We start from the raw sequence: 26,853 nt of genomic DNA, 5'->3' as shown, positions 1-26,853 counted from the left end.
GTATTCTGCCTTCGGAAATTCCAATGCCCTTTCGACGACACATTCGGTTTCCGGGAAACGCTCAGGCCCTTCTCCACACAGCGTCTTAGGCTTTTTCCGGTTGAGTTCCTCCAGGAAACGCTGGTCGACTTTTCTGCAATATCGATTCTCTCGCTCAACTTCCACCTGCATTGCCTTATAGATCAGATCCTCCTTGCTCGCCATGATGTTGGTGATGTTCCGCAGGCTGTTGGCGCTATGCGGCGATGCGTCAACATGGATATGCAGGCCGCAACTGGAGTTGGCGATCGCCCCGGCACCCCGAAACTTACGGACAATTTCCTGAGTCGTTTCGATATCGGCATACCGGCAGATGGGGCTGACGAGTTCCACCCGATAGGTGGCATTCGAATCTCCATGTCTGTTTTCCTCATCGATACTGGAATCGCTGACGATTTTCCACCTGCGGCTCTCGCTGTCCGGGACGGAATAGGCGTCATACGTACCGCTTTCGTGGCTTCGTGGGGTACCGAAGTATTCCGATAGGACCTGTGCGGCCCTCTGGCGCGTCAGCCCGGTCAGCTCGATTCAATCCCAAAACGCTGATCCTTCATCTCCCCGATGCAGAATCCGGGTTGCTCATCTTCCTCCGGCTGTTCCAAACAGCTTTGCCATTCTGCTTTACCCCGGACTGGGAGCTGGATGCAGACTCAGTCTGCTCGTCCCAGGTTTTGGGCTCCAGAACATTGATGATGTACTCTCCGGACATCAAGTCGATGAAACAGCCTCCGAGATTATTGGTCAAATCCTCAAATTCGATTTCAGGATCAAGGCAGATGACATTCATTCCGGCTTCCCGCAGGTTGCACAAAATGAGCTGTAGCAGGTATGATTTGCCCTGTCCGGAATTCCCGAGGATCAGAATATTTGCGTTAGTCTTATCGTCCGCGCGGGCGTTGAAATCCACAAGAATATTGCTGCCGAACTTGTCACGCCCAAGATAGAAGCCGTGAGCGTCGGTTTTCCCGGAATATGCGAAAGGATAGAGGTTGGCCACGGAGCTTGCCAGAAGAATCCGCTCAAACTGGTCACAGAACACATTCCAGCCGCTTGGCATCGCACAAAGGAATCCTTGATGCTGCCGGAGCAGGAGCCGGTCGACGTTTAACTTGCTTCGGATCAGCTCGGCCAAGACCTCGGTTTGCAGAAGCTTCAGCTGGTTAAGGCCATGGGTAGACAGCTCGATGTAGACTGCGGTATGAATCAGGGGTTCGCGGTTGCGGTGCGTGGCAGTGACGACCTGGGCAACGTCCCTGAGGTTATCCTCCACGGTGATCGTTTGCTGCAAATCATTGGTATTGCTTTTCTTCATGTAATTTTTATTCGCTGCATTCGCAATGATTTTCTTTTCTTCATAAGGTGTGACATGCCGGGTGTAGATGTGAAGGGTGATCCCGTCCTTTTCGCCCAGGTGCCGCAAGATCGCCTGCTCGTCGGTGGAAGTGGGGTATTCCCGTAGTGCCCAAATACACCGGAAGGTGTTGCCACAGATGAGGTAATCCGTGAAAAACTTGACCACCGAGGGCGCGATCATGTCAATGAAGTCTTGCAGATGAACACTGTCCCTCTGTACAGGGGCTGTTGATAAGTTGTCCGAGGCATGAAAATTTCCTCCCTTGAGATTTTAGATACAAAAAGGCCGCCACATTTGCTGTGACGGTACTGAACACTTTTTGGGGAAAACATGGGTATAATAGGCGCATATTAAATTCGTATTGTTTATATGCTCAAATTAAATCCCGAAGAAGGAAAGAAAAAAAGAAGGATGATTATTCTTTTCATTTTATCTGTTTTGGGAGTTATCTTTGTGGGAACGGTCATTCTAAGTTGGATGGATGTTCTAAAGCGCGTTTAATGGGCAAATTGGAAAGCTGATGTACTACGTCGACTTCCAATGCCTCTTTCATCGTCTATAACTTATCATGTCTGGTACTCACAATTAGAGCGGGTCAGGATGGATTCGATCCTAATATGCATACCCTTCACGCTAAGTTAAAATACTTTTTTACAGGAGCTAATGATATGAATTATATAAAACAAATAATTAAGGTTATATTCATCACGTTTCTGCTTGCAACGGTAGTAATGTTGGCCTTTATCTTTATAATATCTGCCAAGGGCGAGGTGGACGCTCCTGCTTTGGGCAACCTCTTTGGCGAATTCTATCTGATCATCCTGTGCGCTGCGGTCCTTGCAATTATCGTGGCTATTCCTATGGGAGTAACAATCTATGTCAAGAAAAACGGCGTTAAGAAGTTTATAAAGATCACAGCATGCGCCTTTGCTGCTGGTACAATTTTTTCTGTGGCAGTTTCTCTGATAAAGTATCGAACCATTATTTCTATGGAGGTTATTTATTTGCCCATTTTCTGCATCTTAATTCTTCCTATTGCAAGCCTTTTTGGAGAGAAAAAATAGGTTGACATCTATAACTACCATGTCGGGTATTCACGCAAGGCCCAGACGCATCGGAAGGTGTTGCCGCAGATGAAGTAATCTGTGAAAAATTTGATCACGGAGAGCGAAATCATGTCAATAAAGTCTTGCAGGCGCACGACGTTCTCCCTCACGGGAACTACTTTCAAGTTTGTACGGGGCATGTAGTTTTCCTCCTTTTGAGATTAGAAATAAAAAAACCGCCGCATTTCTGCGATGGCGCTGGACACACAAAGGGCAAAGCATGGTATAATAGAGGCAATGTAACTTCGTATTTTTAGGCAGGTGGAATAAATGTCAAAACAGGATGAAGATTTCAACATAGATAAAAATTTGGAACAAAATTCTTTTAAGGAATCGCAACAGGAAGAACAAAATTATATAGAAGAGATGATTGAAAATCAGAATAATCAGTTTAATCCTGGATATTATGTAGGCACAGGAAAAATACCCCCCGCCATTAAAGCTTCAGGTAATGCTATGCCTCTTGCTATTTGGATGTTTATTCAGGCAGCGGGTTTAATCATTTTCTATTGTTTCTTAATAAAATTTCTATTTCTCAGCAATACTCCTTATTTTGTGGTTTCATTTGTTGACGGTTCTCCTTTATTTAACTTTATCGTTATTACCGTAGTTTTTTTGGTAGCTACTTCTGTTTGCATATGGTTTGGAATAGTTTACTTAAAGAAAGCTAAGTTATATCGGTTTAAAAAAAAGCAATTAGAAAAATTAGACTCATCAGATAATATAAAAGGGGGAAATCAAATTGCGCAAAGGACTTGCCCCGAATGTGGAAAAAAACATGATATAGATTATCCTAAGTGCCCATATTGTAAGCACTCATACACAACTAAATGAACACACAGAGAAGCCACAGGGTTCAGATTGAACTTCGTGTAAGAGCAAAATTATATATAAAAGAGACCAGGACCTTTCGGTTCCGATCTCTTTTGCTGCATAAAAATCAAGTTGACTTTGAACTGCCTTATTGACAGCGATTGTGTGGCGCTTTATAATAAAACACATAAACATGTGCTTAATTGTTTAAGGGGTGACTGCGATGATACCGGATAAGGATGAAGACGCACTCTGCAGTTGTACCATCATCCATGAGGATATTGTGCGGAAGGTGAAGGGCGAGCTAACGGAAGATTCCCAGCTTGTTAAGATCGCTGAGCTTTTTAAGGCCATGAGCGACCCGACACGCCTCAAAATCATCAATGCCCTGATTCTTTCCGAAATGTGCGTGTGCGACCTTGCCTGTCTGCTGAACATGACCCAGCCCGCCATCTCGCATCATCTGAAGGTTCTTCGGCAGACCCAGCTAATCAAATACCGGCGGGACGGCAAGATCGTCTATTACTCCCTGGACGATGCGCACATCGCGCCCCTCTTCCAGCAGGGGTACGAACACATCACCGAAAAGTAGAGAGGTGACAGCAATGCCTGCAAAGAGGTTCGAGATGCGGATGAAATCCAGCAATATGAGGAGGTTCCCGGGCGCGGTACCAGGGCGGTTGTCGGCGGCCGGGAAATCCTTGTCGGCAACAGCCGGTTGATGGAGGACAAGGGTATCCCCTCCCCGAAAACGGAGCCGGTCGGCACGGTCGTTTCTGTCGCGGTGGAGAAGCGGTTTGCCGGATATCTTGTCATAGCGGACGAGGTGAAAAGCGATTCCGCCGAGGCTATCCGCAAACTCAAAGCGTTGGGTGTGAGGAAAACGGTCATGCTTACTGGCGACAGCCGAAGCGTGGGTGAAGCGGTCGGCCGGCAACTCGGGATCGACGAGGTACATGCCGGGTTGCTGCCCGATCAGAAGGTCGAGGCGTTGGAAGCCCTGTTGAAAGAAAAATCCCCCAAGGGCAAGCTCGCTTTCGTTGGCGACGGCATCAACGACGCGCCGGTGCTCGCCCGTGCGGACATCGGCATCGCTATGGGGGCATGGGCTCGGACGCGGCTATCGAGGCCGCTGACGTCGTCCTGATGACGGACGAGATGAAGAAGCTGGTCGGCGCGATGAAGATCGCCCGGAGAACCAAGCGGATCGTCTGGCAGAACATTGTCTTCGCGCTCGGGGTCAAGGTCGCGGTGCTGGCGCTTGCCGCACTCGGCTTTGCTTCCATGTGGGCGGCCGTATTTGCCGACGTCGGCGTGGCGATGATCGCGGTGCTGAACGCCATGCGCGTGCTGCTGATTAAAAAAGCGGACTGACAGGCATCTTTGGAGGAGGCGGTGATGTGAAAAGAAGGCTGATTCTGCTTGTCGCGACCTTTTTGCTGCTTCTCCTTACCGGAGCAACCCTGCGCCGCACCTCCACTGTGGACGCTGTGTCCGGCGCGACCAAGCTCAAAAAGCTCAAAGAGAGCGCCATTACCAATTCGTCCCTTCCCGGACTTGAAGCTGAGCTGAAAGGATCGGAGCTGAAAATCGCGGGCCCCTCCTTTCCATCGGATCTGGACCCGGCGCATGGGAACGGCTGCTACACCCTCGCCTACGGCGTGGGAGAGACGCTTTTTTACATAAATAACGGGGACATTCAGCCGTGGCTTGCGCAATCGTGGAGAAACCTTGGCCCGCGCACCTGGGAGATCAAGCTAAGTCCCGGCGTGAAGTTCCAGAACGATAAGACCATGACCGCGCAGAGCGTCAAAGAGTCGCTGGAGCGCGCTGTCCGCCTGGATACCGACGCGGCGAAGCTGCTGCCCGTTTCCTTTGTCCAGGCGGAGGGTCTGACGCTAACAATTCACACCTCAGCGCCCTGCCCAAGCCTGATCCATAACCTTGCCGCCCCGGCCTTCACGATTGTGGATGCCGCGTCGGACCAGAAAGAAAGTTTTTCGTATTTTCCCGTCTGCACCGGGCCGTTCATCCCCACCACATTCATCGGGCAGGTGGAGGTGGTCCTGCGCCGGTTCGACGATTACCACGGAGGGACGCCGAAGCTCGGCGGTGCGGACATCCGACTTGTAGCAGATACGGATAAACTCGTACAGAACCTGAAGAATCGGACGACCGACGCAGCGGTGGGATTGCCGCAGGAGGATATCTCTACTCTTTCCAAAAGTGGATGTCAGATTGAGACTAAGGATACCGCATGTGTGGAGCTTCTAATGATGAACCAACAAAATGCAGCTTTGTCGAATTCAGCCGTGCGGCAGGCCGTTGCGCTGGCCATCAGCCGTCAGGCGGCGGGTGGCGCTTTTGCCCCGGCGCTGCCTTACATGGATCATACCGACCCCTATCCTTACGACCCTGCCGCTGCCAAGACTCTGCTGGCACAAGCCGGATATGCCGGCGAGACGCTTTCATTCCGGCTCGCCTTGCCCGCAGGGGATGCGGAGCTTCTGAAACGAGCGCAGACAATCAAAACGCAGCTCGGACAGGTCGGCATTGACATCACCGTCCGGATATACAACGACGTTTTCTTCACCTCCCGTGCACGTTACGGAAAATTTGACCTGCTCCTGATGACGGCGCAGACCGCAGAAAACGGCGACGCACAGAACTTTTTTGAGTCGTATGTTGCCTCCGAAGGGAACCTGAATTATGGTCATTACCGGAATGAGCAGGTCGATGCGGACCTTGCTCAACTGGAACGAGAATTCGACTCGAATCGGCGGGTGCTGCTGACCGACCAGATCCAGTCGCTGGTGGTGAAGGATGCCGCTTTCGTATTCCTCGGCTACCCGCAGACTGATGTTGTGGCTTCTAAAAGTGTTTCCGGCCTACCTGTCAGTTCTGCCGGATACCGGCTGACGGCCGACACATCCAAAAAATGAAGGAGGAGAATCATTGCGCAGAATTAACACCATCCTGTCAGGCGTGATCCTCGTGGTCTTTCTTACCCACGGGGTGATGGGCAGCTTCCTTCTGCTCGGTATCGGCTCCGACGCGGCGACGACGCTCGCTTGGGTCGGCTTCGGGCTGATCCTCATCCATGCAGGGCTGGGCGTGGCGCTGACGGTGCAGGCAGCGCGCGGGGGCGGCGAATTCGGCCGCTGGTATCTGCGACAAAACGCAACATTCTGGACGAGGCGCTTCAGCGGTGTTGCCATCCTGATTCTTCTATTCTTCCACTTCGGCGCCTACGGCGAGACGGTGAATGGCGCGTTCGGCCTTAAAGAATTCACCATGATCAAGCTCGTCACACAGCTTCTGCTGATCGCCGCGCTTTTCATTCATGTCTTTGTCAACCTCCGTCCTTTACTGATCTCGCTGGGAGTGATCAAACAGTGGGAGCGCCGGGTGGATCTCTTTCTGATTGCCTCCGTCTTCCTGCTGTTTTTCACTGGTGCGGTCCTATTTTACTATATCGGGTGGCAATACTTATGAACCAGACGATCCTCATTATCGGTGCCGGGCTTGCGGGCCTGTCCGCCGCACTCACAGCAGCCGAAAAACAGTACCAGGTCCTTCTGGTTTCCTCTATGCCTTCGGAACGGGCACAGTCTGTCATGGCCGAGGGCGGCATCAACGCCGCACTCGATACCAAAGGCGAAGACGACAGCGTGGAAGAACACTTCAAGGACACCATGGCGGCGGGCGTCTACCTTGCGGACCCCAACGCGGTGAGCGCGCTTACGAATGCCGCGCCTGGCATCGTCCGCCATCTCGCGGCCTTGGGCGTCGTGTTCAACCGGGACGAACACGGCAGCATCGATCTACGCAATTTCGGAGGACAAAAGAAAAAGCGCACCGCCTTCGCTATGAGCAGTACGGGAAAGCAGATCATGACCGCGCTCATTCAAGAGGTCCGCAAGAAGGAAGCCGAAGGGAACATCATCCGCTACAGCGACCATTCGTTTGTAAGCCTGATCTTGGACGAACAGAAACGCTGCCTCGGATGCGTGGCGCTGGACAATCGGACGCAGGAGTTGCTCTCTCTACAGGGGGATGCTATTATCGTCGCGTCGGGCGGCATTAACGGCCTGTTCGGAAGGACCACCGGCTCCCAGCAGAACACCGGGGTGGCGGCGGCCGAGCTGTTCCGGCTCGGCGTGCCGATTGCGAACGGCGAGTTTATCCAGTACCATCCCACCACGGCGGCCTGCTTCGGCAAACGCCTGCTCATCAGCGAGGCGGCGCGCGGCGAGGGCGGACGGCTTTTTACCGTTCGGAACGGAAAGCCCTGGTACTTCATGGAGGAGAAGTATCCCGAAATGGGAAACCTGATGCCCCGCGACGTGATTTCGCGCGAGATCTGGCGGATCATGAGTGCGTCGGGCGGCCCCACTTCCGTCTTTCTGGACATGACGCACCTGCCCCCCGAAGTGATGGAGAAGCGGCTGGGGGATTTAGTGGAGGACTGCATCACCTACCTGCATGTGGACCCACGGAAGGAACCGGTCCCCGTATCCCCCGGAATCCACTATTTCATGGGTGGCCTTCAGGTGGACGAACAGCACCGGACCACCTTCCCGCGCCTCTACGCTGCGGGGGAATGTTGCTACCAGTACCACGGAGCGAACCGCTTGGGAGGGAATTCCACGCTGGGCGCCCTTTACGGCGGCGGCGTGGCAGCAAGGTCGGCCACGCAGGATGCCGCAGGCTGCACCAACGACTTTAAAAAATACGGCGCACAGGCCGTTGAAGAGATCCGGCAGAAGGTGGCATCCCTGCAGGCGGGCAACCGGCATTTCCCCCTTCCGGGTATCCGGGCGGAGCTGAGCCGCATCCTGCTCAACAGCCTCGGCATCGTTCGGAATGGGCCGCAAATGGAAGCGGGGATTACGGCGCTCGACCGGCTGCTTGCGGAAAAGGTCGTACGTAATTACGATCCCACCAGCGGGCCGTATGAGAACCTGAATCTGGAGAGCCTGTGCCTGCTGGGCAAGGCGCTTTTGTTGAGCGCCTGCAACCGCCGGGAAAGCCGGGGTGCGCATACCCGTGGCGATTACCCGGACCGAAACGACGCGGAATATTTGAAGTACAGCGTCGCCCGATATGACGGAAAAAAAGTTGTGGTCCGTCTCGAAGATATCCCGGAAGAGAGGTGAACAGCATGCGCTTTGATCTGAAAATCATGCGACGGAAGGACGCCGGCAGCCCCTCTTTTTTTCAGACCTTCGCCTACGAAGGCATTCCGGAAGACTCCGTCGCTTTTGCGCTGAATGAGCTCAACGGCCGCGACGTGCTGGAAGATCATGAGGGCAGACCCGCGGACCGGATTATTTGGGAATGCAGTTGCCTGCAGAAAAAATGCGGAGCCTGTGCCATGCGGATCAACGGCCTGCCGCGCCTTGCCTGTTCCTCCTTCCTGGGGGAGCTTGCGGGAAGAAAACATATTATTGTTCTCGAGCCTCTGAGTAAATTTCCCATTGTCGCCGACCTGAAGGTGGACCGGAGCATCCTGTTTGCAAATATGAAGCGCATGAGGCTGTGGCTGGAGGAAAACGCCTCCATGAACCAATGGGAACATGAGAATCAGTACCAGTCCTCGCGCTGCCTGATGTGTGGCTGCTGTCTGGAGGTCTGCCCGAACTTTCGGCCGGACGGAAAATTCACCGGCGCCGCTTCCATGGTAGCCGCTTCCAAGCTCATGGATCAGGCCGAGTATGGGGGACACCGGAGCGAGATTTTAAGGAAGTACCGCCAATTCTACTTTGGAGGCTGCGGTAAGTCTCTGTCCTGCCAAAAGATCTGCCCTCTCAACCTCCCGCTGGAGGACCTGCTCGTCCGGTCAAACGCCGCGGCGGTCTGGCATAGATAGGGGCGGGGATGATGTGGAAAAATCGGCTATCGGATTTCATTGCGGGCCGATTGGGGGCGTACTGAACCGGGCAGATCTGAATTTTGCCGCAATGGGTACTGAATGTGCCTCACGGCATATGGGCTGCACGCACAGGAAGCCCTCGATGAATCGGCCGTCTGCATCCGGAAGTTGGATTTTTTGCTGTCCAGAATGAAAGCGGACAGTGATATCGGACAGCTCAACGCATCGAAAAGCGGCGGTTGGGTCGGGTAGCTCCCGAAACCTCCGCCGTTCTGAAAGAGGCCCTGTTTTACTCGGATCAGACGGGCGGCGCCTATGATCCTACAATCGGGGCACTGGTAGACTTGTGGCACATCGGGAAGCGCCAAGGAAAGATTCCGAGCGATACCGAGATTCGTCGGGCATTGTGTTCCTGCGATCCCCGCTCTCTCCAAGGAGACGGAGGTGGTCGCTTTCGGCTGCGGCGGCATCGCCAAAGGCTATGCCTGCGGCCGGATCAAGAAACTGTGCGGGCGGCGAAGGGTTTCGTCCGCGCTCTTTTCGCTGGGGACTTCCTCGATGCTGGCCCTAGGACAAAGCCGGACGGTTCCGTGTGGAGGATCGGCCTGCAGAACATTGATGGGGCGAAACCTCCTACTTCGGGATCGTTTCTCTGCGCAATCAGTTTTTATCCACCTCCGGCGATTACGAGCAGTCCTTTATCAAGGATGGACGCCGATACCACCATATCCTCGACAAAAGCACGGGATATCCCGCGGACAGCGGCCTGCGCGCGGTTAGCGTGATCGGAACCAACGGTGCACTGTGCGAAGCCTACTCCACGGCCTGTCATGGGGCCGGAGCGGGCACTGGCTTTTCAAAAAGAGGTGGGCGGCTTTGAGGCGGTTTTCGTTACGGTGGATAAACGGGTCGTCTGCACGTCGGGCTTAAAAGGGCGTTTCGAGTTTACCGGAAAGGGTTTGAGCTATCGCTATCGGTAGGAGCGACTTCATATCGGGAAAGAAAGGGGAAAAACATTGCACTTTGATGGAGTATGGATTGGTGTCGGGGCATTGCTGATCATCGGGATATTGCATCCGGTCGTCATAAAAGTGGAGTATTATTTCGGCACCAGGGCGTGGCTGGCTTTTTTAGTTTCCGGCCTGGTCTGTGTCGGAATTTCATTATTCTTGGAATCGACGCTCATGTCCTCCCTTCTGTCGATATTAGGATTTTCGCTGTTTTGGAGTATCCATGAGCTTTTCCTTCAGAAAAAGAGAGTGGAGAAAGGGTGGTTTCCAAAGGGTCCGAGAAGGGGAAAATAGAATCTATTCCCATTTGAAAGCCAAGATATCGGTGAAACTCTCTACAGAATTCACCATTTCTCGGCTGTGGCGATACCAATGGCAGACCCCAAATTGATAAAATACATCATTTGGATGAAGCATACGAATTCGGGCAAAAATTGTACAGCGGGGAAATTTAATTGCACAGACAAATTACAAATCAGAGAGCAACTTCGGGTATAATGCGTCATTCAGATTATTTGTAAAACAGAAATTTGACGGGCAGTTTTTCATTGAGCATTATAAGACATTTAGCCGTATTGAGAAGAGGAAAAATGAATAAGAAGTTGCTATGCATAAAACTGATTCATACAATCATCTGGGTATTTTTTGTCGTAGTGATTTTCTATATCCTGTTTGCAGGTATATTTGACAGGGTCAATGTATATACCTTTATCGCCATTGGGCTGGTCATAATAGAAGGATTGATTCTTTTGCTGTTTGGTTGGAGATGTCCATTGACGGTTGTGGGGGAGAGATATACCGATGATCATGAAATAGGCTTTGATATTTTCCTCCCAAAATGGATTGCCAAGAATAATAAAGCTATTTTAGGAGCGTTTTTTGGGATTGGGGTAATTATTGTGATTTTGAGGTTGCTTAATATTTTCTGAAGTAGATTTTAATTGAACGCGTCAGCTTCCCGGTCTTTTTCGTCATCTGTAACTATCATGTCGGGTATCCATTACAAGTCTGAGGTAATTTGCGCCTTATCTCGTAATACTCTCAGCGTATGTGCCATAAGTATTAGGAAAACTGCAAAATAGCCCGGAATAAGGACAAAAATTAAAATTGAAGCTATCACATTACACAAGGCGCTGCCCAAGCGAGATTATGGGCAGTGTTTTTGTATATAGAAATCACTTCGTGCCAAGTTCGAGGTGTTGACAAAGTTCCAAAAGGAGAGGCAAAAATGGTATAATGTAGGCAAAGAAAAAGCAGTGGGATGTGTTTGGGAATGCTGACGGAGCGAGACGGGATACAGATAAAAATGCATTGTGTCACCCTTGAGGACCTGGTGCCGCAGGAGCACTTTTTGCGCAAGCTGGAAAACGCCGTGGATTTCAGCTTCATCTACGACGAGGTTCGGGATTTGTACTGCCCGGATAACGGCAGGCCCGGAATCGATCCGGTAGTGCTGGTAAAATATCTACTGGTGGGATATCTGTACGGTATCGAATCGGAGCGTCGCATTGAGCAGGAGATTCAGGTGAATATGGCCTACCGGTGGTTCCTGGGGTTGGATTTGGATGATCGGGTGCCCGATCATTCTGCAATTTCCCAGAATCGGCGCAGACGGTTTCATGGAAAAGAGGTGTACCGTCACCTGTTTGAACATATTTTGCATCTATGCATGGAAAAGGGATTGGTGGATGGAAAGATCATTCTGACGGATTCCACGCATGTAAAAGCGAATGCCTCATTTAAGGCGAATACAAAAGTACTGGCCCAGCGCGAGACAACGGACTATATGGAACGGCTGGATCAGTATGAAGCGGAGGAACGTGCGCGGCTGGAGTCATCCGGCGCCATCAAGCCGCAGCGCGCGGGGCGTGAGAAAAAGGAAAGCGAAAAGGTGCAAAAGACGGTCAGCACCACCGATCCGGACGCTGGAATGCTGCAGCGGCCCGGAAAACCGGAAGGAATGCATTACCTGGATCATCAAAGCGTGGATGCCGCTCACGGAATTGTGGTGGATGTGGCAGTGACACCGGGAAATGTGAACGATTCGGAGCCATACCTGGGACGCATTGAATACATGCGGAAGCATTTGGGACTGGATATTCAAGCAGCCGGCGCGGATAGCGCCTATGGCACCAGCATGATTTACCGGGCGATGGACGATATGGGCATCTGGCTGTACACGCCCGCAGCAACGGGCGGGGCAACCTACAAGGTGGAGTTCAGGCGCGAGAATTTTCAGTATGATGCGGAAAAGGACTGCTTTATTTGCCCTGCTGGAAAACAACTGACCCTGCGGAATCTTGAGAGGGAGCACTACAACGTCTGCCGGGTATACAGAGCCGAAAAGAAAAACTGCCGGGCCTGCCCGATGCTAAGCAAGTGTGTAAGTGGCAGCCATCAAAGCCGCGCGATCCGAAAGAATATTTTTGAGGAATCCGTAAAAAAGCAGCGGGACACGGATGGTACATTCACCCACAAACATATCCTGAGTCTGCGCCAGATTTGGTGTGAGGGCAGCTTTGCGGCCCAGAAATGGATGCACAACTTAAGACGTCTGTTCAGACGGGGAATCGAGGCGGCGGAAGATCACTGCCTCTTGTCGGCAACCGCCTTAAACCTAAAGCGCATGGTTAAGTGCCTGGGATAAGTCCCAAGGCGCTTCTTTTTTTGCCTGTTCCCCCTGGATTTCTCATGGCTTCGTCCCGAATGATGGGGGTTTGTCAACACCTCGAACTTGGCCCGAAGACCGTATACGGGGCACTGCCCCGTACCCCGACAAGGGGCAGTGCCGCACGGAGGCCGGAACCAATGAGTGCGATTGAAGCCTTTGTCACTAATCTTGGGCGCTACAATTAAGGGTATTTGGACGGAGAGTTTTTGAAGCTCCCCGCTACTGAGGAAGTTCAGGCGCTTTTCCGGCGTATCCATATGGACGGGGTGCGGTATGAGGAAATTTTCATCACGGACTACGAAACCAACATTTCCGGTCTGTATGACTGTCTCCCCGAATACGCCGATCTGGACGAGGGCGACCGGGAAAAGTTTGAAGCCGCCCTTTCTTGCGGCGACCATACAAGCGACTTGAAAGAGTTAATCAATCTCGCACAAAACCTTGACTGCTATGAGTATTACCCCGGAATCTGCGACGAGGACGATTTGGGCCGCTATATGATCGACGAAATGGGCGCGTTGGAAGTGCCGGAGTATCTGGAAAATTACATTGACTACGAGGCTATGGGCGGGACGTTTTCTTGGAGGACGGCGGCACATTCACTGAGAACGGCTATATTGTGGACACCGGCGACCGCTTCGTAGAGCTTTACAACGACAGGGACAATTTGCCGGAGAAATGCAAAATTTTTGCGTACCCTGATCCTGAAAAATCTATCCGCGACACTCTCAAACAGTATCAGCAGCTGATCGACGATGCACCGGTTCCCCAAAAAAACCGGCCCGCCAAAGCAGAGGAACGGTCTTAAACGGGAACGCAGATTTCACACAGGTGCCTGTCGATCATGGTGGGGATGTACCGTTCGAGGATGGGGCGGAAAACGTCGGGCTGTTGGCCCTGAGCCGATAGCTGAACGAAGATTTCGCCCCATGCTTTCTGGATTGCTTCTGCGGTATGGTCAATCGTAAAAACGACGTACTTGCCGCCGGGTAGTTTTGCTACGTCTATATCGGTGTCCGTAGTTGTGAAATCTTCGGAAACAACGATGCCGACATCATAGCGGCAGTTTTCAGGCGGCATCACTGCGGGGTTGTCTTGTGAAATCCCCAAGATAACCGCCGATTCTGTGAACAGGCTGTTAGCTTTCGCCCATGGTATGGACGTTTCCTATTTTAGTCGAACAGGTAATCAAAAACAACATGACTACGGTTTTCCCCGTGTGTATCACGCTGATTGCCGGTTATATCATTGCGCGTGAACAAAAAGACGATACTCTAAAAAACATACTGACGGTTCCGCTGACGTTTAAGCGGCTGCTTGTCAGAAAGCTGCTGGTCTGCGGATTGATATCGCTGTTTCTCGGACTCGTATGTACAGTCTTTACGATCCTTGCAGGATTGCTTACGGGATTTCCGGGGTTCTCGACGGGGGCCGCAGTACAAGGCCTGATGCAGATCACGTTTCTGAACCTTTTTCTGTATATTTCTGTCATGCCTATTATCATTTTGACCAGCCGTTCCGCGAATGGTTTCCTGGCCGGTGTCGTGATTTCCCTTGTCTATGGTTACGGTGGCATGTTTGCCGCAGGCAGTATGAAGCTGGCAAACCTTTATCCCATCACGGCAAGTCTGGGAATGATCCATTACCGGAGCTATGAAGTGCATTGGAACATTCCACTTTGCTGCTTGAGTATTGCGGTCATGCTGGCAATTTCCACAGTTCTGATCTTGTCGATGTCTGGCAATGTCGAGTCAAAGAAACCTGTGAAAAATAAGGCAAAACACAAAGCCCCCCTGAAAAAGGGATGGTAGTTCAAAACAGGAGGTTATGCTGATGAAAATAGCAAAATCGGTTATCAAATTCGGGCTGATAGCAGTTGCTTCCTGTCTGATACTTGGCGCGGCGGGCTGTTCTTTATTGAATAACATTGATAAGGACAAGGTGCTGGATACTTATAATGACGTGATCCAGTCTGCCGGGAAAGCCACACTCACAAAAAGAATTTTTCTGAAAGGCGACCGCGAATTCGGTGCTGACAACTATGTAGGAACCTACAAGGCTGATTATAAAAGTTTCACCGGAGCGGAGTATTTATTTGGAAACACTTCTATCGAGCGGGAAAGCGGTAATTCTGTGGTCATTACCTGTGCATTTGATGTTAAAAATGGAACCGCTCAGTTATTCTGGCTCAGTGGTGACGATGACCCTGTGGTTCTTCTTGAGGGTTCCGGCGAATATTCGGATACTGTTGAACTGCCGGAGGGCGGAAACTATTTTGGAATCACCGGCGACGGGCTAAAAGGTTCCGTGGAGCTTACGATAACGGATGCGAAAATAGAAGCAAATGAATCATAAAAAAGAAAATACTGATCATACCGGCTGTGGTATTGGTGCTTGCGGCGGGTGCGTCGTTCTTGTACCTGTGCAACGACGATCACAGCACCGTTTATTATACGATGGTTGATAACAACCGTGTTAAAGAACAGACAACAGCAGCTTCGAGCGGCGCGGGCAGTTATGAATATCATCTCGATACTTACGATGCAGATGGGAATATGAAAAGCCTTTCCTTCAAAACAAGCCGTGAGCTGCGGGAAGGTGCTTATCTAAAATTGGAAGTTATGCCTGTACGCGGCGTCATCAGTTGGGAAGAATATGAAGGATTTACCCGAAACAGTAAAAAGCGTTTATCTGAACTGTCCAATTTAGTTATAGATATTTTTTATAATCTAACAATATTATGTTAAGGGCAAACCTGTCGAAAGGCAGGGACGCAAAGCAGAGGGTCTAAGGTGCGTAAGCATGATGACGGTCTGGCTTCCGAGAGGATTGCGTAGGAAACCTGCCCTTTTTATGCGGCAGGTTTTTATATGGATCAAAAAATAGAGACGCTACCCGCCCAACAAAAAAACGCGAGTTTGGCGGGTCTATTTTCATGCCTGAATAAATAGCGTGCCCTCCAGACTTACGGGTTTGGAGGACGTTTAAAAAGCCTGCCCAGTTTAAAAAAGGGCAGACTTTGCGCGGGTCTTTGGCAGCAAGGCTATTATAATGCTTTGAAAAGCGCCTTAGACCTTTGGCTTTGCGTCCTTATCTTTAGATAAGTTTGCCCTTGGTTTTGAAATATTTTGTTTTAAACGTCTTTAGGCTTGGTATGTTCAAGGTACAATGAATGGAACTACTGCCGTTAAGAGAATCTTGATCGATGAACCGCTCGATGTGAGAACGACGCGCGAATGATAAAGCTGTACCGGTATCATTTGCTGAAAGTCCACATCATACAAGGCTGCTAAGTCCTCCACAGATACTGATAAACTGCCCATTCATATAATGAGCGTCTTCACTGGCCATAAAAGCGACGATCGGGGAAGCATCCTTATAAGCATCGCCCACATAACCGACAGGGATCATTTTCTGTACTGCCGCCATGGCCGCTTTCCCTTGTTCACTCGTGTCGAAAGCGTCCGCTTTGATAACTGGCAGGAAGCAGTTGGTGACGACACCATACTGGCCAAACTCCTTCGCGCAGAGCCTGGTCAAAGCGACGATGCCGGCTTTAGCCATGCTGTAACCTGTGAAGCCGACAGTAGGAGAGACACCCGCGCCGGATGCGCAGGTTACGATGCGGCCATAATGTTGCCTCTGAAAATAAGGCATACATTTTTGAATGAGCAGCATGGTATAGATGGGGCCTCCGTCAAAAAACATGCGGGCGTTATCTGCATTTGTTTCCATGGTATAATGCTGATCGTTCAAACCGGCTTGTGCGATACAGGCCAGAATATCAATCCGGCCGAACTCGTCAATGCAGGTATCGACAATCTTATTAAGATCATCTTCTTTCAAAATATCACACTGTATAGGGATGATCTTCCCCGAGAAGCGCCTGTCCTTCGCATCTTGAGCAAGTGCCTCCAGCCGTTCAAGGCGCCGTGCGGCTGCAATGACATCGGCGCCTTCTTGGGCGAATCGAAGCGCAGTTCCATATCCGACTCCGGAACTGGCTCCAACCAAAATTGCTTTTCTTCCATCAAGAATACCCATTGTTATTGCTCCTTATATAAAAATATTTGCAGACAATTTTAAGTGTGCCTGCTTAGTTCACTTAGCCAGACTCAGCGAGCTTGGAGATGCCCGTGACAGTTAACTGCCATGGTGAGCTTCTTGAACTTTATGAATGAGCAAAAAAGATAGGGTTTCACCCCTTTCAAGAAATATTAGCGAAAATGGTAACAAAAGTGAGGAATTCCAGATTCAACAATCTTTATCCCTGCTCTTATAAGTGACAGCGACAGCAGCCGCGACGACTGCCACAACAAGCACAACCGTGACTGCAACCTGCATCTTGTTCACCTCTTTGTTTTATTAATGGTTTCATGTTTCCATCATTGGCCGATAAGTACGGTGGTGGCAATCGTATCCATCTCTTCACCATCTTTCGGGTGTGAAAAACACTCTGGCACGATGGAGATGAATAGGACAAAATCACCTGTCAAACGGTAATCTGGTGTGTCCCTTTAAAGCCAGGATCAATATGCAAATTGCGGTAACGACGCGACCGATCCCGGCAGCAAAGCGTACGATGGCGGTGATCACAACTTTTATATCCATACATTCCTTGTTCCATCATTTAAAATATTCATTCTTTTCACATCCGACGCAATGAGTTCTTTTAAGGTACCTTCAAAACACAATTTAAGCTGTCGCTCCTTTGCAAAATCATCAGGAAGATATAAAGAAGAAGGCTTTCTGAGTTTCAATGCTTCGCAATCCTGCAAAATTTCAGCCACAAACCTGGAACAGAAGTAATGCCTTTCCATAAAGTGCGGGATGTGGAGCAGGCAAAGAAATAAACCAAGACGGCTGTATTTATATAGCTGGCCGCAGTCTGACAGTTGATGCAGTTTCCACGACAGCTCTTCGTAAACATCATCTGAAACCCGCAGGCGATAAAGCGCACACGGTATATCCTCTCTCATCCTGCTCAGTATTTTAGCCGGCCTTTCAACATGAAAGCCCTTTGTCACAAAGCTGAAAAATTCATCTTCCGTTATTCCAAGAGAGGCATGGGTATATTTCCCTCTTGTCATGATCTGAAGCATATTGGAAGTCACGTCAGAATATTTGGTGAGCAAAACTGATATATACTTTTTTCTGCGTTGTAAACGGTACACCCGGGGTTCCTCTTTTCTGATTACCTGAATTTCGAACATCTCAGTGCTTCGCGGGAGAAGCAACTCTTGTTTCCTTCAGTTGCACTATTTGCTAAAGGATTCCGACCGTGCAGCCATGGAGGCAAGAGTAATCGTGATTCGATGCCTTGGGCCGGGGCTCATTAAAAAGGCAGCCATAAAGAACGATCAGTGTTTCTTGAACTTTGCCAACAAACCGACTTTCTTTTCTACTTTATTTGCAATCCTTCGGATGGAATCGCGATGAAGAAAAAATATAAGCGCAACGCCGGCCAAAGCGACGAGACCTGCCTCCAGTCCAAAATTCAGAAAAACCGGAATCAGAAACAGGCTGGGAATCGCCAAGGCGCCAAACGCCAGATATCCTGCCGCGATAACGATGAAGAGTCCGGCCAGATTGGCAAGCAGTCCCCACGTTGGAGAAAATAGCACAATATAAGTACAGATTACTGCAACACCCCTGCCTCCGCGAAATCTGTGCCAGAACGGGAGCCCGTGACCGAGCGCCACCCCCAGTCCGGCGTAAAGAACCGCTGATTGGCCCAGTGATCCGAACAGGAGATATCGGCAGAGAACGCATGGCAATACTGTCTTAAGAACATCCCCGAGCAGAGTTACAGCAGCCCACTTCACCCCCAACAACTTCAAAATATTTGCCATGCCCGGATTTCCCGTGCCGATTGCGAAGACGCTTTTGCTGGTTTTATGGCGGGCGACAGTATCGGCCGTCAGGAGACAGCCGCACAGATATCCAATAATGATACATAAAAGTCGCATATCCGCCTGATGCCCTCCTGATTGGCTCCACGTTTCACGGAAGCCCTTGTTTGTTCGCTGATTCGGGCTTATCTTTCGTCAAAAAAGCTTTTACGAACTTTTTCCTTTCGTCTGTCATTTCTATTGCTCTCACGCCTATTTGATTCCTTTGCAGATAGGGATAAGTGCCAGAAGGATCACAATGCCGACGATACCGACCAAGATGCCGGTGACTAATATCCCCCAGACCATCGTCATGCACATACCGATGCCCAGCGCCAGTGCGCCCACGATGCCCACCAGGACGGTCAGAACGGTTTTGCCGTTCCACTTGATGGGTGCTTTGTTTTCCATCTTGCGGCGGACGGCGACCATCGCAAGCAGAACCACAAGGCCGACCGAACCGAGCACAATGCCGGGTCTGAATGCGTTCCATTCGGGCAGCAGGCACATGCACATGCCGATTGCCAGCAGAATGCCTCCGACGGTGGACATGACCAGGGTGACGAAGTTGCTTTTTTTCATAATATAACCCTCCTTATTATCGGATGATGTCTCATCCATTTGATGGGTTAATCTTACGGCCCAAATGTTTGTGATTTGCTTATGAAATGTTTGAGAAATGTTAAAATGCCCCGTCCATACAAAAATGCGGACGGGGCGTCGATATTTCCATCCTACATGCGGCGCAGCCGCTTGTTCGCGCCGATTACCATGCAAATACCGATCGCAAGCAAGATCAGACAGACCGCTGAACCGGTAAGGGCATTCATAAGCTGCCGGATGCTCAGTTCGGTATCGCTTCCGAAAGACGCGAACATTGCGGTTTGCAGGGACAGCATGGCGACGAGCGCGGAGGCAAAGCTGAAGGTTTTGATGGAGACAAGGACGGGGCCGTGCATTTTCCGTGTTCCGACCATGTAGACGACGGCGCGGATCAGGCAGTAGAAGTCGTACAGGGCCACGGCGAAAATAAGCATACCGTGATAGGTAAAGCCCTGCCCCTCGCGGACGATGAGGACGACCACCCCCTGCAGCACTGCGGTCATGGCAATGAGCAGCGTTCCGCTGAGCCGGTAAGCTCTGAGCTCATGGCGGCGGCGTTCCCTTTCATCGGTCAGCGCCCTAAGCCTGCGGTTACTGCGCAAAAGCAGAAATCGTGCGACACACAGAACAGCGTAATAACCCGCGAGCACCATTAGCCATGCGGAGGTAAAATACCAGCCCGCCGCGGCTTTCATGAGCGCCAGCAGGATGTCTATGGCAAGCGTTCCGTAAGTCGCGGTAACCATGCGAAAAGAATAGTCCGCCATGAGCTTGGAGGTGAAGCCCGTCTTCTGCGCCGCATTGTGCAGACGTTCTTTCAGCGACGCGCCTCTGACCGCAAGGACGACTGCCCAAACCGCAAATGTGAGCGATACGGCCGCGCAGACATAGACGACATATATCACCATTTCCGGGACGCGCCGGCCATCCTCCGTGCCAACGATCAGAAGGGCCGTCGCTGAGAAAATAACGGCGGCTATGCAGGACGGCACTGCCCTGGGGCGAAAGCCGTAAATCCATTTTCTCAGTTTATTCACGGTTTTCTCACTTCCATTCCCGGACTTATTTTGATATAGAGTGCCCCTGTTTATGTCCCTTTTTCATCGAAGCGTCGACGGTATAATCAGCAACGACGACAATTTAATGATAGCGGCGGTGATTGTTTCCATTCATCTTTCCGCTCCCACAAAGAACAGGCAGAGGGTTCCCGGGCCGGAATGAGCACCGTTCACCGGACCGATATAATTGATGAAGATGGTTTTCACGCCCACCTCATCCCGAATCATCCGTGCGAGAGATTCCGCGTCCCCGATGCAGTCGCCGTGACTGATGAATACGGTCTGATCCTGCGGATCGCTGACCGATGCCTTCATTTTTTCCACAAGAGCTTGGATGGATGCTTTTCTCCCTCTGGCAACGCCCGCTTTCGTCAGGCGGCCGCCGTTGTCCACATGCAGAATCGGCCTGATGCCCAGCGCGCCGCCGACCACTGCGGTCGCTTTGGAAACGCGGCCTCCCCGATGTAAAAAGTCCAGGTCGTCCACTGTGAACCACTGGCAGAGATGGGACCTGGTTTTTACCACAAAATCTGCCACTTCATCCATTGTTTTGCCGGCCTCCGCCTGCCGGGCGGCCAGATAAACCAAGAGCCCCTGTCCCAAAGACGCGCTTAAGGTATCGATTGTCCGGATCTTCCGTTCGGGATATTTTAAAGCAAGCTCCTTTGCCGCAAGGGAGGCCGCATCATAGGTGCCGCTGAGCGCGGAGGAAAAGCCGAGATAGAGGATGTTTTTCCCGCGCAGCAGCATTTCTTCCATGATGGTCAGGAATTGGGAGACGTTAACCGAAGAGGTAACAGCGCTTTTCCCGGAACGCAGCAATGCGTAATACTCCTCGAACCCGATTTCCCTTCCGTCCAGATAATTAGAATACGACTTGCCGTCGATCAGAACGGAAAGGGGGACCACGGAGATCTCCAACTCCCCCGCCGCTTTTGCAGGCAGGTCGCAGGAGGAATCCGTCAAAATGCAAAAATCCTTCATGGAAGCCGACCTTTCTCATTATTTTGCGGAGCGGCACGTCCGACGTCCCCGGGCCCGCAACACGACAGCGCCGCAGACAAGCTCGCATACAATGCCTGCGGTAATGATCGACCGGTTCGATCGTTTAGCCGGCCTGATTAATAATACCGTTTATCGTCGGGGCCGGCTTCATCGGACTGCTTCTTTATCAGGAAGACAATTACCGCGGCTATGACAGATAAGACGATACCGGCTGCAATCAAAATGTTTTTCATAATGACCTCCATGTTATAGCGTTCGACAGATTGGATTTTGAAGTAATATCTGCTGCCGTCTTGGTTATGTCCCTTCTGATTCACCGGCTCTCCAACCCACGGCCCCAAGGCATGGCCAGATCAAAAGGCCAACACAATGCCCCCGTCATCCGCGTAAAGAGAACTGATCCCTCCGGTCGGGACGATGAATATTTCTTTAAAATGGTATCTTTGCTCGATAGCTGCTTTCAAACGTTCTGCAAGGCCCGGATTGTTGCAGTGGGAAATGACCAGATTTTCGCCGTCCGTTTTTTTGCCGCTGTTTTCAATCAGCGACAGGAACTTCTCCACCATCTGATTGATTCCTTTGAGCTTTGCGTACAGCGCAATATTTCCGTTCCCATCCGAGCCCATCATCAATTTGATATTCAGAACGCTGATCAGTTTTCCGGCGATTCTGTTCAGCCGCCCGTTTTTCTGCAAATTGTCGTACCGCTCCAGGACGAAATAGGTCTTCATGTCTTCGATAAAGCGATTGATCGTCTCAATAACATGAGGTTTCGGCATCCCTTTCTGAAGCAGATCGCGTATTTTTACGGCAATCAATACCTCGCCGGCGGAGGCGCTTTTGGAATCGAAAATATAGGTATCGGCCTTCCCGGTTTCTTCCGCGAGTGTTTTGCCCGCGACCGCGCTGGCATAGGAACCGGAAAGCCGGCTTGACAAAGTGACCACAAAAGAGTCTCCTGCGCTTTCCATCGCTTCCTGATAAAGAAGGGGCGGCGGAGATGCTGAGCTGACCTTTTCGGTACTTGCTTTCATTTCCGCCATAAAACAATCCAAGTCAAGGGAAGCATCGTCTGTGAACTCGTTCCGGCCTAACCGCATGGTCAGGGGAACCGATGTCACATCCAGACGTTCTTTGAGCTGCGGCGTCATATCGCAGCAGCTGTCCACGATGATTTTACAAGTCACGCGCAATAGCACCTCAAATCGTTATGATAAGAAACCTTCCCACGCGCGGAACCTACTCAGAGGCCGCGCTATGTATATGTCGCTCCTTCCGGACGTTATGGAAACGCCTTTTCCGCCGCAGAAAAAGTTTCTTGTTGCGCCCTGCCCGTGCTATTTCACGAGATTTTGCTTTCCTGGCTCGCTTTGCATCCGGCGCAGCGCCCGGAGCATTCCCACAGGTCATCCGCTACGGGGGCCCAGCGCTCGGCGGGCGTTTGGCACTTGGCGGAAAGATCACGCACATTTTCGGGACTTTCCAGATCGGTGGAATGCGCGCCGGAGGTCTCGACCATCGACGTCAGCCGACCGGGATTATCCAGCAGAGGGCAGGGGCGCAGGTGGTTTTCATTAAATGGCTGGCCTTTCCGATATGCCATGAACAGGGGAGAGCGCAGGGTCTCCAGTAGAGTCTTTTCGCGGATATTGGAATCCGAGTAGTGGATAAACGCGCAGGGCTCGATGTCCCCGCCGGCGTTGATATGGAAGTACCGCCTGCCGCCCGCGATACAACCTTCGACGTACTCTCCGTCGTTCCAGAAATCCATGGTGAAGATCGGCTTGGTCTCCCGGAATTTGCGGATCTGGCGGTACATGAACGCCCGCTGTTCGGCGCTGACCATCAGCTCCGGCACGGCCGCGTTGCCCACCGGCATGTAGGTGAAAAACCAGCAGAATTTCGCGCCCCAGTCGATCATCTGGTCAAAATATTCTTTAGAACCGATCATTTCGCAGTTCTTGCTCGTGTAGCAGCAGGAGATACCGAACGGAAGATGTTTGGCTTTTAAAATCGCCATGGCTTTCTCAACCTTTTTGAAAGTCCCTTCTCCGCGGCGGAAATCGGTGTCCTTTTCAAATCCCTCGACGCTGATGGCGGGGATGAAGTTTTTGACCCGCAGCATCTCGTCCGCAAAGGCTTCATCGATCAGCGTGCCGTTGGTGAAGGCGGTAAACTGGCAGTCGGGATGCGCCTCGCACAGGCGGATGATGTCCACTTTCCGCACCAAAGGTTCCCCGCCCGAATACAGATAGAAATAAGTGCCCAGCTCCGTGCCTTGCCGGATGATGCCGTCCAGTTCCTCATACGACATATTCAGCCTGTTGCCGTATTCGGCCGCCCAGCACCCGGTGCAGTGCAGGTTGCAGGCGGAGGTCGGGTCCATCAGGATCGCCCATGGGATGTTGCAGCCGTACTCCTCCGAAAGAGCTTCCTGCTTCGGGAAACCGAACAGGGCGGCGTTCAGCACAAAATTGCGGAACGTGGCTTTCAGGATATCGGTGTCAATGTCCTTCCAGAGCCCCATGATATACTGATACCAGATGTTTTCCGGGTCATCCACGATTTTATGGATCGTCTCTTTGGGCCCGTTCGGGCCGGAAAAATCCTTCCCCCATCCGACGCGGTCGACCCACGCCAGAAGTTTCGGCAGGGTTTTTTCAGGGTCGCCCGAAAGGTAGTTCATCGCTTGCTCCAGAGCAAAGGCCTGAGCTTTTTCTTTCAATTGCATCGTTCATTCTCCTTTAAGTTTTGCTTCAGTATTGCATGTCGTTTTTTTCTTACTTTGCAAGCAAGCCGTTGGCCTTTTCGCACACCTCGTACATTTCGTCATATTTCTGATCGATCAGCGGCGCGACTTTGTCGGTCCTTTTCCTGCGGACGTTCAGAAAGCAGAAGTACGGCAGAATCCAGCCGATGAAGGCGGGGATCGCCAGAATAATGCAGAGCGGCAGCATTCCCGCGAGATAGGAAAACACTGAGCCGGCCATAAAGGCGGTTCCGACAAGGCCGATGCTGAACGCGGCGATCATGGCCCCGTTGGTTTTGGCTTTTTCCAGGCTTTCGATCTGGCCGGCGCAGGATTCAAACTGGCGCTGCAGTCTGCCCAGCTCCGCCTTGTTGCGGATCTTGCGGTCGCGCTTGAATTTCATGGTGATGGAGCCTACACCCTGCACGGGGGTGGAGGTGTCCTCCAGCATCCAGCCAAAGTTCGCGTACCCATCGGCATACACCGATTCCATGCTGCGGTGTATCGTGATCTCTTTGTACTCATAGCCAAAAAAACCGTTTCCCTTTGTAACTTCACCCACAAAAATCTCCCCTTCCATCCTTGGTTTCAAATCTTCTTCATTGAACTGACGTGCCTATCTTACTTACGAATTGTTTAGGTTTTGCTTATGAAATGTTTGAGAAATATTAATTCAAAAAAATCAGCCTTTTGTGCAGTAAATAAACGGAAAACTGGTGGGGGTAATCACTCTCTCATCTGTTTTCATTTAAAAATTACTGCAGCCGCCCGATTAAGATGCTTTCAATGTCCTTTTTTAGCTCTATCCATCGTCCCTTGAATCTCGTGAACTGCTCATGGCCGGTATCTCGATGGCTCAGGATAAAGCCCTAAGCAAATTCTTTCTTAATGCCCATAACAATTTTACCTCCTGTCATTTCACACATCACACAAGGTCGCGCTTTTTAAGGATAAACGCTGAAACAGCTCCGATTGCAACTGCGCCGATTATGCCCGCCATCAGCGATGCAAGTACTGTGATTCCAGTTGAATTAAGTGTTGCGACGCTTGCCGCCGGATAAAACATCATTCCAAACAGGAACGTGAAGACTATCGTTAGCCAAAGTTTGTCCCTGAAAAACACGGCAACGCCCAAAAACAGCGCACAGAATATGCCCATTAAAAATATTTTGGAAATCAGGCACATGATTAAGCCGCCCAAATTCACGTCGAACGCTTTCCCCGTGATCAGTCCCGCGATCACCGTTCCGAGAAGATAAGTAATTATCATTCCCGCGCCGCCGAAAATCCCGACCGCACTTTTCGAGATAACATAATCAATCTTTTTAGAGTGAACGGTGAAGATGTTCTTTACAAAGCCCGAGCTATAATCATGTGCGACGAAGATCGCCATGAGCAACCCGGCAAAAATAAACACCATATTTATGTTTGCGTAACCACCGAAATCAAGAGGGTTAGCGGCGGCAGCAGAGCCGCCTGTCGACTCGATCAACTGCCACGTGTTGGTGTATATAATAGTGGGAGCAGCTTGAATCGTATTTCCAACATCTGCTCCCGACGCATCTGCGCCCGACATTCCGAGAACCATAGCGGGGATAATAGCGGCGATTAAAAGCATGATATAAAAAACCGGTGTGTGAAACAGCCTGTAAAAGTCGAGCTTCAACATTGAATTCAGACGGTTTGCAAATGTCGGGGATTTAAATGTTTCTTTACTAGCCATTGTTTTATGAGCAGTCATTTTTATTCCCTCCTTTCCTGCTTGACATTGTTTTAAGGTAATATTCCTCCAGCCCGATTTTCTGGAATGATATTTCATCCACGGCAATGCCGCTCTCGTACAAAAATCGTGATACGTTGGAGCTGACCGATTCATCGTATATTCGAATGCCTTCGTCTTTCTGCTCCACTTCATGATATTTGGCGGATAAGGCGGCAACCGCTCTCGGGTTGTTGTCAGTCTTTACGAAAACGAAGTCCCGGCATTCCTCCGACATTGCGCTCGCTGGCATTTCGCGGATTAACGTGCCGCCCCGGAGAATGCCGTAGTGCGTTGCAATTTTCGACAGTTCACCGAGAATATGGGAACTAATCAGAATCGTAACACCCTGCTCTCGGTTCAGATCTATCAGCGTTTCCCGCACAATTCTCATGCCGTCTGCATCTAAACCGTTAATCGGCTCGTCGAGAATCAGCATTCGTGGATTGCCGAGCAGGGACTGTGCAACACCGATTCGCTGCTTCATACCAAGGGAACACTCTTTGAATTTGCGTCCGGCGGCGCCCACAAGACTGACAAGTTCGAGGAGGCGGCGAACTTCGTCATCAGGTTTTTTAATGCCTAAATTCAAAGCCTGCATCATCAAATTCTGGTATACTGTGCTGTTTGGAAAGCAGGCAGGATTTTCGATCAGGACGCCCAATTGGGAACGAACATCCGCATCTGTATAAGGCTTCCCAAATAACCGAATCTCTCCCGCTGTGGGAACCAGTAAGCCGCAGATCAGCTTCTCCGTTGTCGACTTACCGGAACCATTTTCCCCGATAAAGCCGTAAATTGAGCCTTCCGGCACGCGCAGATTAAGGTTATTCACGGCATACATTTTGTGGAATGCTTTTGACAATCCGCCCGTTTCGATTGCATTCATGCAGATCCCACTCCTATTCAGTATTTAGTGC

32 protein-coding genes, 4 pseudogenes and 2 riboswitches are annotated in these 26,853 nt (G+C 50.9%); of the genes and pseudogenes, 21 read left to right on the top strand and 15 right to left on the bottom strand.

What is annotated here, in order from left to right; genetic code table 11:
- Positions 1–78: 78 nt before the first annotated feature.
- A pseudogene (locus tag VA597_RS09980) lies at positions 79–593 on the bottom strand (amidoligase family protein); the annotation flags it as partial.
- 104 nt (positions 594–697) lie between these two features.
- A pseudogene (locus tag VA597_RS09975) lies at positions 698–1,573 on the bottom strand (helicase HerA domain-containing protein); the annotation flags it as partial.
- A gap of 488 nt (positions 1,574–2,061) precedes the next feature.
- On the opposite strand from VA597_RS09975, the gene VA597_RS09970 reads away from it, so the two are divergent.
- Positions 2,062–2,457, top strand: coding sequence for a hypothetical protein (locus VA597_RS09970; RefSeq protein WP_128742664.1), 396 nt, complete (start codon positions 2,062–2,064; stop codon positions 2,455–2,457).
- A gap of 14 nt (positions 2,458–2,471) precedes the next feature.
- On the opposite strand, the gene VA597_RS09965 is transcribed toward VA597_RS09970, so the two are convergent.
- On the bottom strand, positions 2,472–2,639 hold the full coding sequence (locus VA597_RS09965) for a hypothetical protein (RefSeq protein ID WP_164919024.1): 168 nt from the start codon (positions 2,637–2,639) through the stop codon (positions 2,472–2,474).
- A gap of 130 nt (positions 2,640–2,769) precedes the next feature.
- On the opposite strand from VA597_RS09965, the gene VA597_RS09960 reads away from it, so the two are divergent.
- The 16 genes and pseudogenes from VA597_RS09960 to VA597_RS09895 all read left to right on the top strand — a co-directional run bounded on the left by VA597_RS09960 (position 2,770) and on the right by VA597_RS09895 (position 13,676).
- Positions 2,770–3,333 carry a hypothetical protein gene (locus VA597_RS09960; RefSeq protein WP_128742663.1) on the top strand — a complete coding sequence of 188 codons (564 nt, stop codon included), beginning with the start codon at positions 2,770–2,772 and terminating at the stop codon, positions 3,331–3,333.
- A gap of 202 nt (positions 3,334–3,535) precedes the next feature.
- The gene (locus tag VA597_RS09955; RefSeq protein WP_128742662.1) at positions 3,536–3,904 is read left to right on the top strand and encodes an ArsR/SmtB family transcription factor; all 369 of its coding nucleotides are present in this window, start codon (positions 3,536–3,538) and stop codon (positions 3,902–3,904) included.
- Between the two features lie 39 nt (positions 3,905–3,943).
- Positions 3,944–4,686, top strand: a pseudogene (locus tag VA597_RS09950) (HAD-IC family P-type ATPase); the annotation flags it as partial.
- 26 nt (positions 4,687–4,712) lie between these two features.
- Positions 4,713–6,254 (top strand): ABC transporter substrate-binding protein, encoded by a 1,542-nt coding sequence (locus VA597_RS09945; RefSeq protein WP_164919023.1) that lies wholly within the window; start codon positions 4,713–4,715, stop codon positions 6,252–6,254.
- A gap of 13 nt (positions 6,255–6,267) precedes the next feature.
- Complete coding sequence (locus VA597_RS09940; protein ID WP_128742660.1) at positions 6,268–6,807, top strand: pilus assembly protein PilX; 540 nt, start codon at positions 6,268–6,270, stop codon at positions 6,805–6,807.
- The gene (locus VA597_RS09935) at positions 6,804–8,471 is read left to right on the top strand and encodes an FAD-binding protein (RefSeq protein ID WP_128742659.1); all 1,668 of its coding nucleotides are present in this window, start codon (positions 6,804–6,806) and stop codon (positions 8,469–8,471) included. The genes VA597_RS09940 and VA597_RS09935 overlap by 4 nt, the downstream gene beginning before the upstream one ends.
- A gap of 26 nt (positions 8,472–8,497) precedes the next feature.
- Complete coding sequence (locus VA597_RS09930; RefSeq protein WP_442872771.1) at positions 8,498–9,184, top strand: 2Fe-2S iron-sulfur cluster-binding protein; 687 nt, start codon at positions 8,498–8,500, stop codon at positions 9,182–9,184.
- A 102-nt stretch (positions 9,185–9,286) separates the two neighbouring features.
- A complete protein-coding gene (locus tag VA597_RS09925; protein ID WP_326974527.1) occupies positions 9,287–9,439 on the top strand; it encodes a hypothetical protein in 153 nt (50 codons plus the stop codon).
- Positions 9,427–9,703 (top strand): annotated as a pseudogene (locus VA597_RS17755) (FAD:protein FMN transferase); the annotation flags it as partial. The gene VA597_RS09925 and the pseudogene VA597_RS17755, both read left to right, overlap by 13 nt.
- Positions 9,704–9,830: 127 nt before the next feature.
- Positions 9,831–10,067, top strand: coding sequence for an FAD:protein FMN transferase (locus tag VA597_RS17750; protein ID WP_128744291.1), 237 nt, complete (start codon positions 9,831–9,833; stop codon positions 10,065–10,067).
- Entirely contained in the window at positions 10,018–10,167 is a 150-nt protein-coding gene (locus tag VA597_RS09920) for a hypothetical protein (protein ID WP_326974526.1), read from the top strand. The genes VA597_RS17750 and VA597_RS09920 overlap by 50 nt, the downstream gene beginning before the upstream one ends.
- A gap of 36 nt (positions 10,168–10,203) precedes the next feature.
- On the top strand, positions 10,204–10,491 hold the full coding sequence (locus VA597_RS09915; protein WP_128742657.1) for a DUF4491 family protein: 288 nt from the start codon (positions 10,204–10,206) through the stop codon (positions 10,489–10,491).
- 296 nt (positions 10,492–10,787) lie between these two features.
- Entirely contained in the window at positions 10,788–11,126 is a 339-nt protein-coding gene (locus tag VA597_RS09910; protein WP_128742656.1) for a hypothetical protein, read from the top strand.
- Between the two features lie 344 nt (positions 11,127–11,470).
- Positions 11,471–12,844: an IS1182 family transposase gene (locus tag VA597_RS09905; protein WP_128742655.1), complete on the top strand. Its 1,374-nt coding sequence runs from the start codon at positions 11,471–11,473 to the stop codon at positions 12,842–12,844.
- Between the two features lie 230 nt (positions 12,845–13,074).
- Positions 13,075–13,512 (top strand): antirestriction protein ArdA, encoded by a 438-nt coding sequence (locus VA597_RS09900; RefSeq protein WP_326974525.1) that lies wholly within the window; start codon positions 13,075–13,077, stop codon positions 13,510–13,512.
- A complete protein-coding gene (locus VA597_RS09895; protein ID WP_326975693.1) occupies positions 13,488–13,676 on the top strand; it encodes a hypothetical protein in 189 nt (62 codons plus the stop codon). Before VA597_RS09900 ends, VA597_RS09895 begins: the two co-directional genes overlap by 25 nt.
- Here the strand turns inward: VA597_RS09895 and VA597_RS09890 are convergent.
- A complete protein-coding gene (locus VA597_RS09890; protein ID WP_442861491.1) occupies positions 13,673–14,002 on the bottom strand; it encodes a GyrI-like domain-containing protein in 330 nt (109 codons plus the stop codon). The two genes, VA597_RS09895 and VA597_RS09890, sit on opposite strands and share 4 nt — an antisense overlap.
- 17 nt (positions 14,003–14,019) lie before the next feature.
- Here VA597_RS09890 and VA597_RS09885 point away from each other — a divergent pair, with 17 nt between their 5' ends.
- From VA597_RS09885 to VA597_RS09875, 4 genes are all read left to right on the top strand, one after another.
- Positions 14,020–14,679, top strand: a complete 660-nt coding sequence (locus VA597_RS09885; RefSeq protein ID WP_326974524.1) for an ABC transporter permease — start codon at positions 14,020–14,022, stop codon at positions 14,677–14,679.
- A gap of 22 nt (positions 14,680–14,701) precedes the next feature.
- Positions 14,702–15,223 carry a hypothetical protein gene (locus tag VA597_RS09880; protein WP_128742652.1) on the top strand — a complete coding sequence of 174 codons (522 nt, stop codon included), beginning with the start codon at positions 14,702–14,704 and terminating at the stop codon, positions 15,221–15,223.
- Entirely contained in the window at positions 15,213–15,332 is a 120-nt protein-coding gene (locus VA597_RS17745) for an iron-sulfur cluster-binding protein (RefSeq protein WP_442861457.1), read from the top strand. Before VA597_RS09880 ends, VA597_RS17745 begins: the two co-directional genes overlap by 11 nt.
- Positions 15,283–15,615 carry a YxeA family protein gene (locus VA597_RS09875; RefSeq protein ID WP_243112483.1) on the top strand — a complete coding sequence of 111 codons (333 nt, stop codon included), beginning with the start codon at positions 15,283–15,285 and terminating at the stop codon, positions 15,613–15,615. Before VA597_RS17745 ends, VA597_RS09875 begins: the two co-directional genes overlap by 50 nt.
- Positions 15,607–15,693, top strand: a riboswitch (cyclic di-GMP riboswitch). Its footprint overlaps the gene before it by 9 nt.
- A gap of 205 nt (positions 15,694–15,898) precedes the next feature.
- Positions 15,899–15,989: riboswitch (cyclic di-GMP riboswitch) on the bottom strand.
- A 155-nt stretch (positions 15,990–16,144) separates the two neighbouring features.
- On the opposite strand, the gene VA597_RS09870 is transcribed toward VA597_RS09875, so the two are convergent.
- The 11 genes from VA597_RS09870 to VA597_RS09820 form a co-directional block, all read right to left on the bottom strand.
- Positions 16,145–16,912 (bottom strand): SDR family NAD(P)-dependent oxidoreductase, encoded by a 768-nt coding sequence (locus VA597_RS09870; RefSeq protein WP_326974523.1) that lies wholly within the window; start codon positions 16,910–16,912, stop codon positions 16,145–16,147.
- 557 nt (positions 16,913–17,469) lie between these two features.
- Complete coding sequence (locus tag VA597_RS09865; protein ID WP_326974522.1) at positions 17,470–18,081, bottom strand: hypothetical protein; 612 nt, start codon at positions 18,079–18,081, stop codon at positions 17,470–17,472.
- Positions 18,082–18,228: 147 nt separating this feature from the next.
- Entirely contained in the window at positions 18,229–18,837 is a 609-nt protein-coding gene (locus VA597_RS09860) for a glycerol-3-phosphate acyltransferase (protein ID WP_326974521.1), read from the bottom strand.
- Between the two features lie 135 nt (positions 18,838–18,972).
- Positions 18,973–19,341 carry a hypothetical protein gene (locus VA597_RS09855; protein ID WP_326974520.1) on the bottom strand — a complete coding sequence of 123 codons (369 nt, stop codon included), beginning with the start codon at positions 19,339–19,341 and terminating at the stop codon, positions 18,973–18,975.
- A 152-nt stretch (positions 19,342–19,493) separates the two neighbouring features.
- Positions 19,494–20,399, bottom strand: a complete 906-nt coding sequence (locus tag VA597_RS09850) for a hypothetical protein (RefSeq protein WP_326974519.1) — start codon at positions 20,397–20,399, stop codon at positions 19,494–19,496.
- A 132-nt stretch (positions 20,400–20,531) separates the two neighbouring features.
- Positions 20,532–21,404, bottom strand: coding sequence for a DegV family protein (locus VA597_RS09845; protein ID WP_326974518.1), 873 nt, complete (start codon positions 21,402–21,404; stop codon positions 20,532–20,534).
- Between the two features lie 374 nt (positions 21,405–21,778).
- Positions 21,779–22,612, bottom strand: coding sequence for a DegV family protein (locus tag VA597_RS09840; protein WP_326974517.1), 834 nt, complete (start codon positions 22,610–22,612; stop codon positions 21,779–21,781).
- A gap of 155 nt (positions 22,613–22,767) precedes the next feature.
- Complete coding sequence (locus VA597_RS09835; RefSeq protein WP_326974516.1) at positions 22,768–24,156, bottom strand: radical SAM protein; 1,389 nt, start codon at positions 24,154–24,156, stop codon at positions 22,768–22,770.
- A 49-nt stretch (positions 24,157–24,205) separates the two neighbouring features.
- On the bottom strand, positions 24,206–24,736 hold the full coding sequence (locus tag VA597_RS09830; RefSeq protein WP_326974515.1) for a hypothetical protein: 531 nt from the start codon (positions 24,734–24,736) through the stop codon (positions 24,206–24,208).
- A 363-nt stretch (positions 24,737–25,099) separates the two neighbouring features.
- A complete protein-coding gene (locus tag VA597_RS09825) occupies positions 25,100–25,915 on the bottom strand; it encodes an ABC transporter permease (protein WP_326974514.1) in 816 nt (271 codons plus the stop codon).
- Positions 25,902–26,822: an ATP-binding cassette domain-containing protein gene (locus tag VA597_RS09820; RefSeq protein ID WP_326974513.1), complete on the bottom strand. Its 921-nt coding sequence runs from the start codon at positions 26,820–26,822 to the stop codon at positions 25,902–25,904. Before VA597_RS09820 ends, VA597_RS09825 begins: the two co-directional genes overlap by 14 nt.
- Positions 26,823–26,853: the final 31 nt, after the last annotated feature.

The sequence above is a fragment of the Caproicibacter sp. BJN0012 genome (genome assembly GCF_035986805.1).
In the GTDB taxonomy this organism is placed as follows: domain Bacteria; phylum Bacillota; class Clostridia; order Oscillospirales; family Acutalibacteraceae; genus Caproicibacter.
The sequence above is the reverse complement of the archived record's forward strand: the minus strand, read 5'-3'. Positions and strand labels throughout refer to the sequence as shown.

Coding starts and splice junctions, on each gene's coding strand:
- VA597_RS09825 (WP_326974514.1), bottom strand. CDS start 25,915: ATGACTGCTCATAAAACAATGGCTAGTAAAGAAACATTTAAATCCCCG.
- VA597_RS09865 (WP_326974522.1), bottom strand. CDS start 18,081: ATGTTCGAAATTCAGGTAATCAGAAAAGAGGAACCCCGGGTGTACCGT.
- VA597_RS09935 (WP_128742659.1), top strand. CDS start 6,804: ATGAACCAGACGATCCTCATTATCGGTGCCGGGCTTGCGGGCCTGTCC.
- VA597_RS09845 (WP_326974518.1), bottom strand. CDS start 21,404: ATGAAGGATTTTTGCATTTTGACGGATTCCTCCTGCGACCTGCCTGCA.
- VA597_RS09930 (WP_442872771.1), top strand. CDS start 8,498: ATGCGACGGAAGGACGCCGGCAGCCCCTCTTTTTTTCAGACCTTCGCC.
- VA597_RS09855 (WP_326974520.1), bottom strand. CDS start 19,341: ATGAAAAAAAGCAACTTCGTCACCCTGGTCATGTCCACCGTCGGAGGC.
- VA597_RS09835 (WP_326974516.1), bottom strand. CDS start 24,156: ATGCAATTGAAAGAAAAAGCTCAGGCCTTTGCTCTGGAGCAAGCGATG.
- VA597_RS09905 (WP_128742655.1), top strand. CDS start 11,471: ATGCTGACGGAGCGAGACGGGATACAGATAAAAATGCATTGTGTCACC.
- VA597_RS09970 (WP_128742664.1), top strand. CDS start 2,062: ATGAATTATATAAAACAAATAATTAAGGTTATATTCATCACGTTTCTG.
- VA597_RS09870 (WP_326974523.1), bottom strand. CDS start 16,912: ATGGGTATTCTTGATGGAAGAAAAGCAATTTTGGTTGGAGCCAGTTCC.
- VA597_RS09880 (WP_128742652.1), top strand. CDS start 14,702: ATGAAAATAGCAAAATCGGTTATCAAATTCGGGCTGATAGCAGTTGCT.
- VA597_RS09955 (WP_128742662.1), top strand. CDS start 3,536: ATGATACCGGATAAGGATGAAGACGCACTCTGCAGTTGTACCATCATC.
- VA597_RS17745 (WP_442861457.1), top strand. CDS start 15,213: ATGAATCATAAAAAAGAAAATACTGATCATACCGGCTGTGGTATTGGT.
- VA597_RS09965 (WP_164919024.1), bottom strand. CDS start 2,639: ATGCCCCGTACAAACTTGAAAGTAGTTCCCGTGAGGGAGAACGTCGTG.
- VA597_RS09885 (WP_326974524.1), top strand. CDS start 14,020: ATGGTATGGACGTTTCCTATTTTAGTCGAACAGGTAATCAAAAACAAC.
- VA597_RS09860 (WP_326974521.1), bottom strand. CDS start 18,837: ATGCGACTTTTATGTATCATTATTGGATATCTGTGCGGCTGTCTCCTG.
- VA597_RS09925 (WP_326974527.1), top strand. CDS start 9,287: ATGTGCCTCACGGCATATGGGCTGCACGCACAGGAAGCCCTCGATGAA.
- VA597_RS09960 (WP_128742663.1), top strand. CDS start 2,770: ATGTCAAAACAGGATGAAGATTTCAACATAGATAAAAATTTGGAACAA.
- VA597_RS09910 (WP_128742656.1), top strand. CDS start 10,788: ATGAATAAGAAGTTGCTATGCATAAAACTGATTCATACAATCATCTGG.
- VA597_RS09820 (WP_326974513.1), bottom strand. CDS start 26,822: ATGAATGCAATCGAAACGGGCGGATTGTCAAAAGCATTCCACAAAATG.
- VA597_RS09920 (WP_326974526.1), top strand. CDS start 10,018: ATGGGGCCGGAGCGGGCACTGGCTTTTCAAAAAGAGGTGGGCGGCTTT.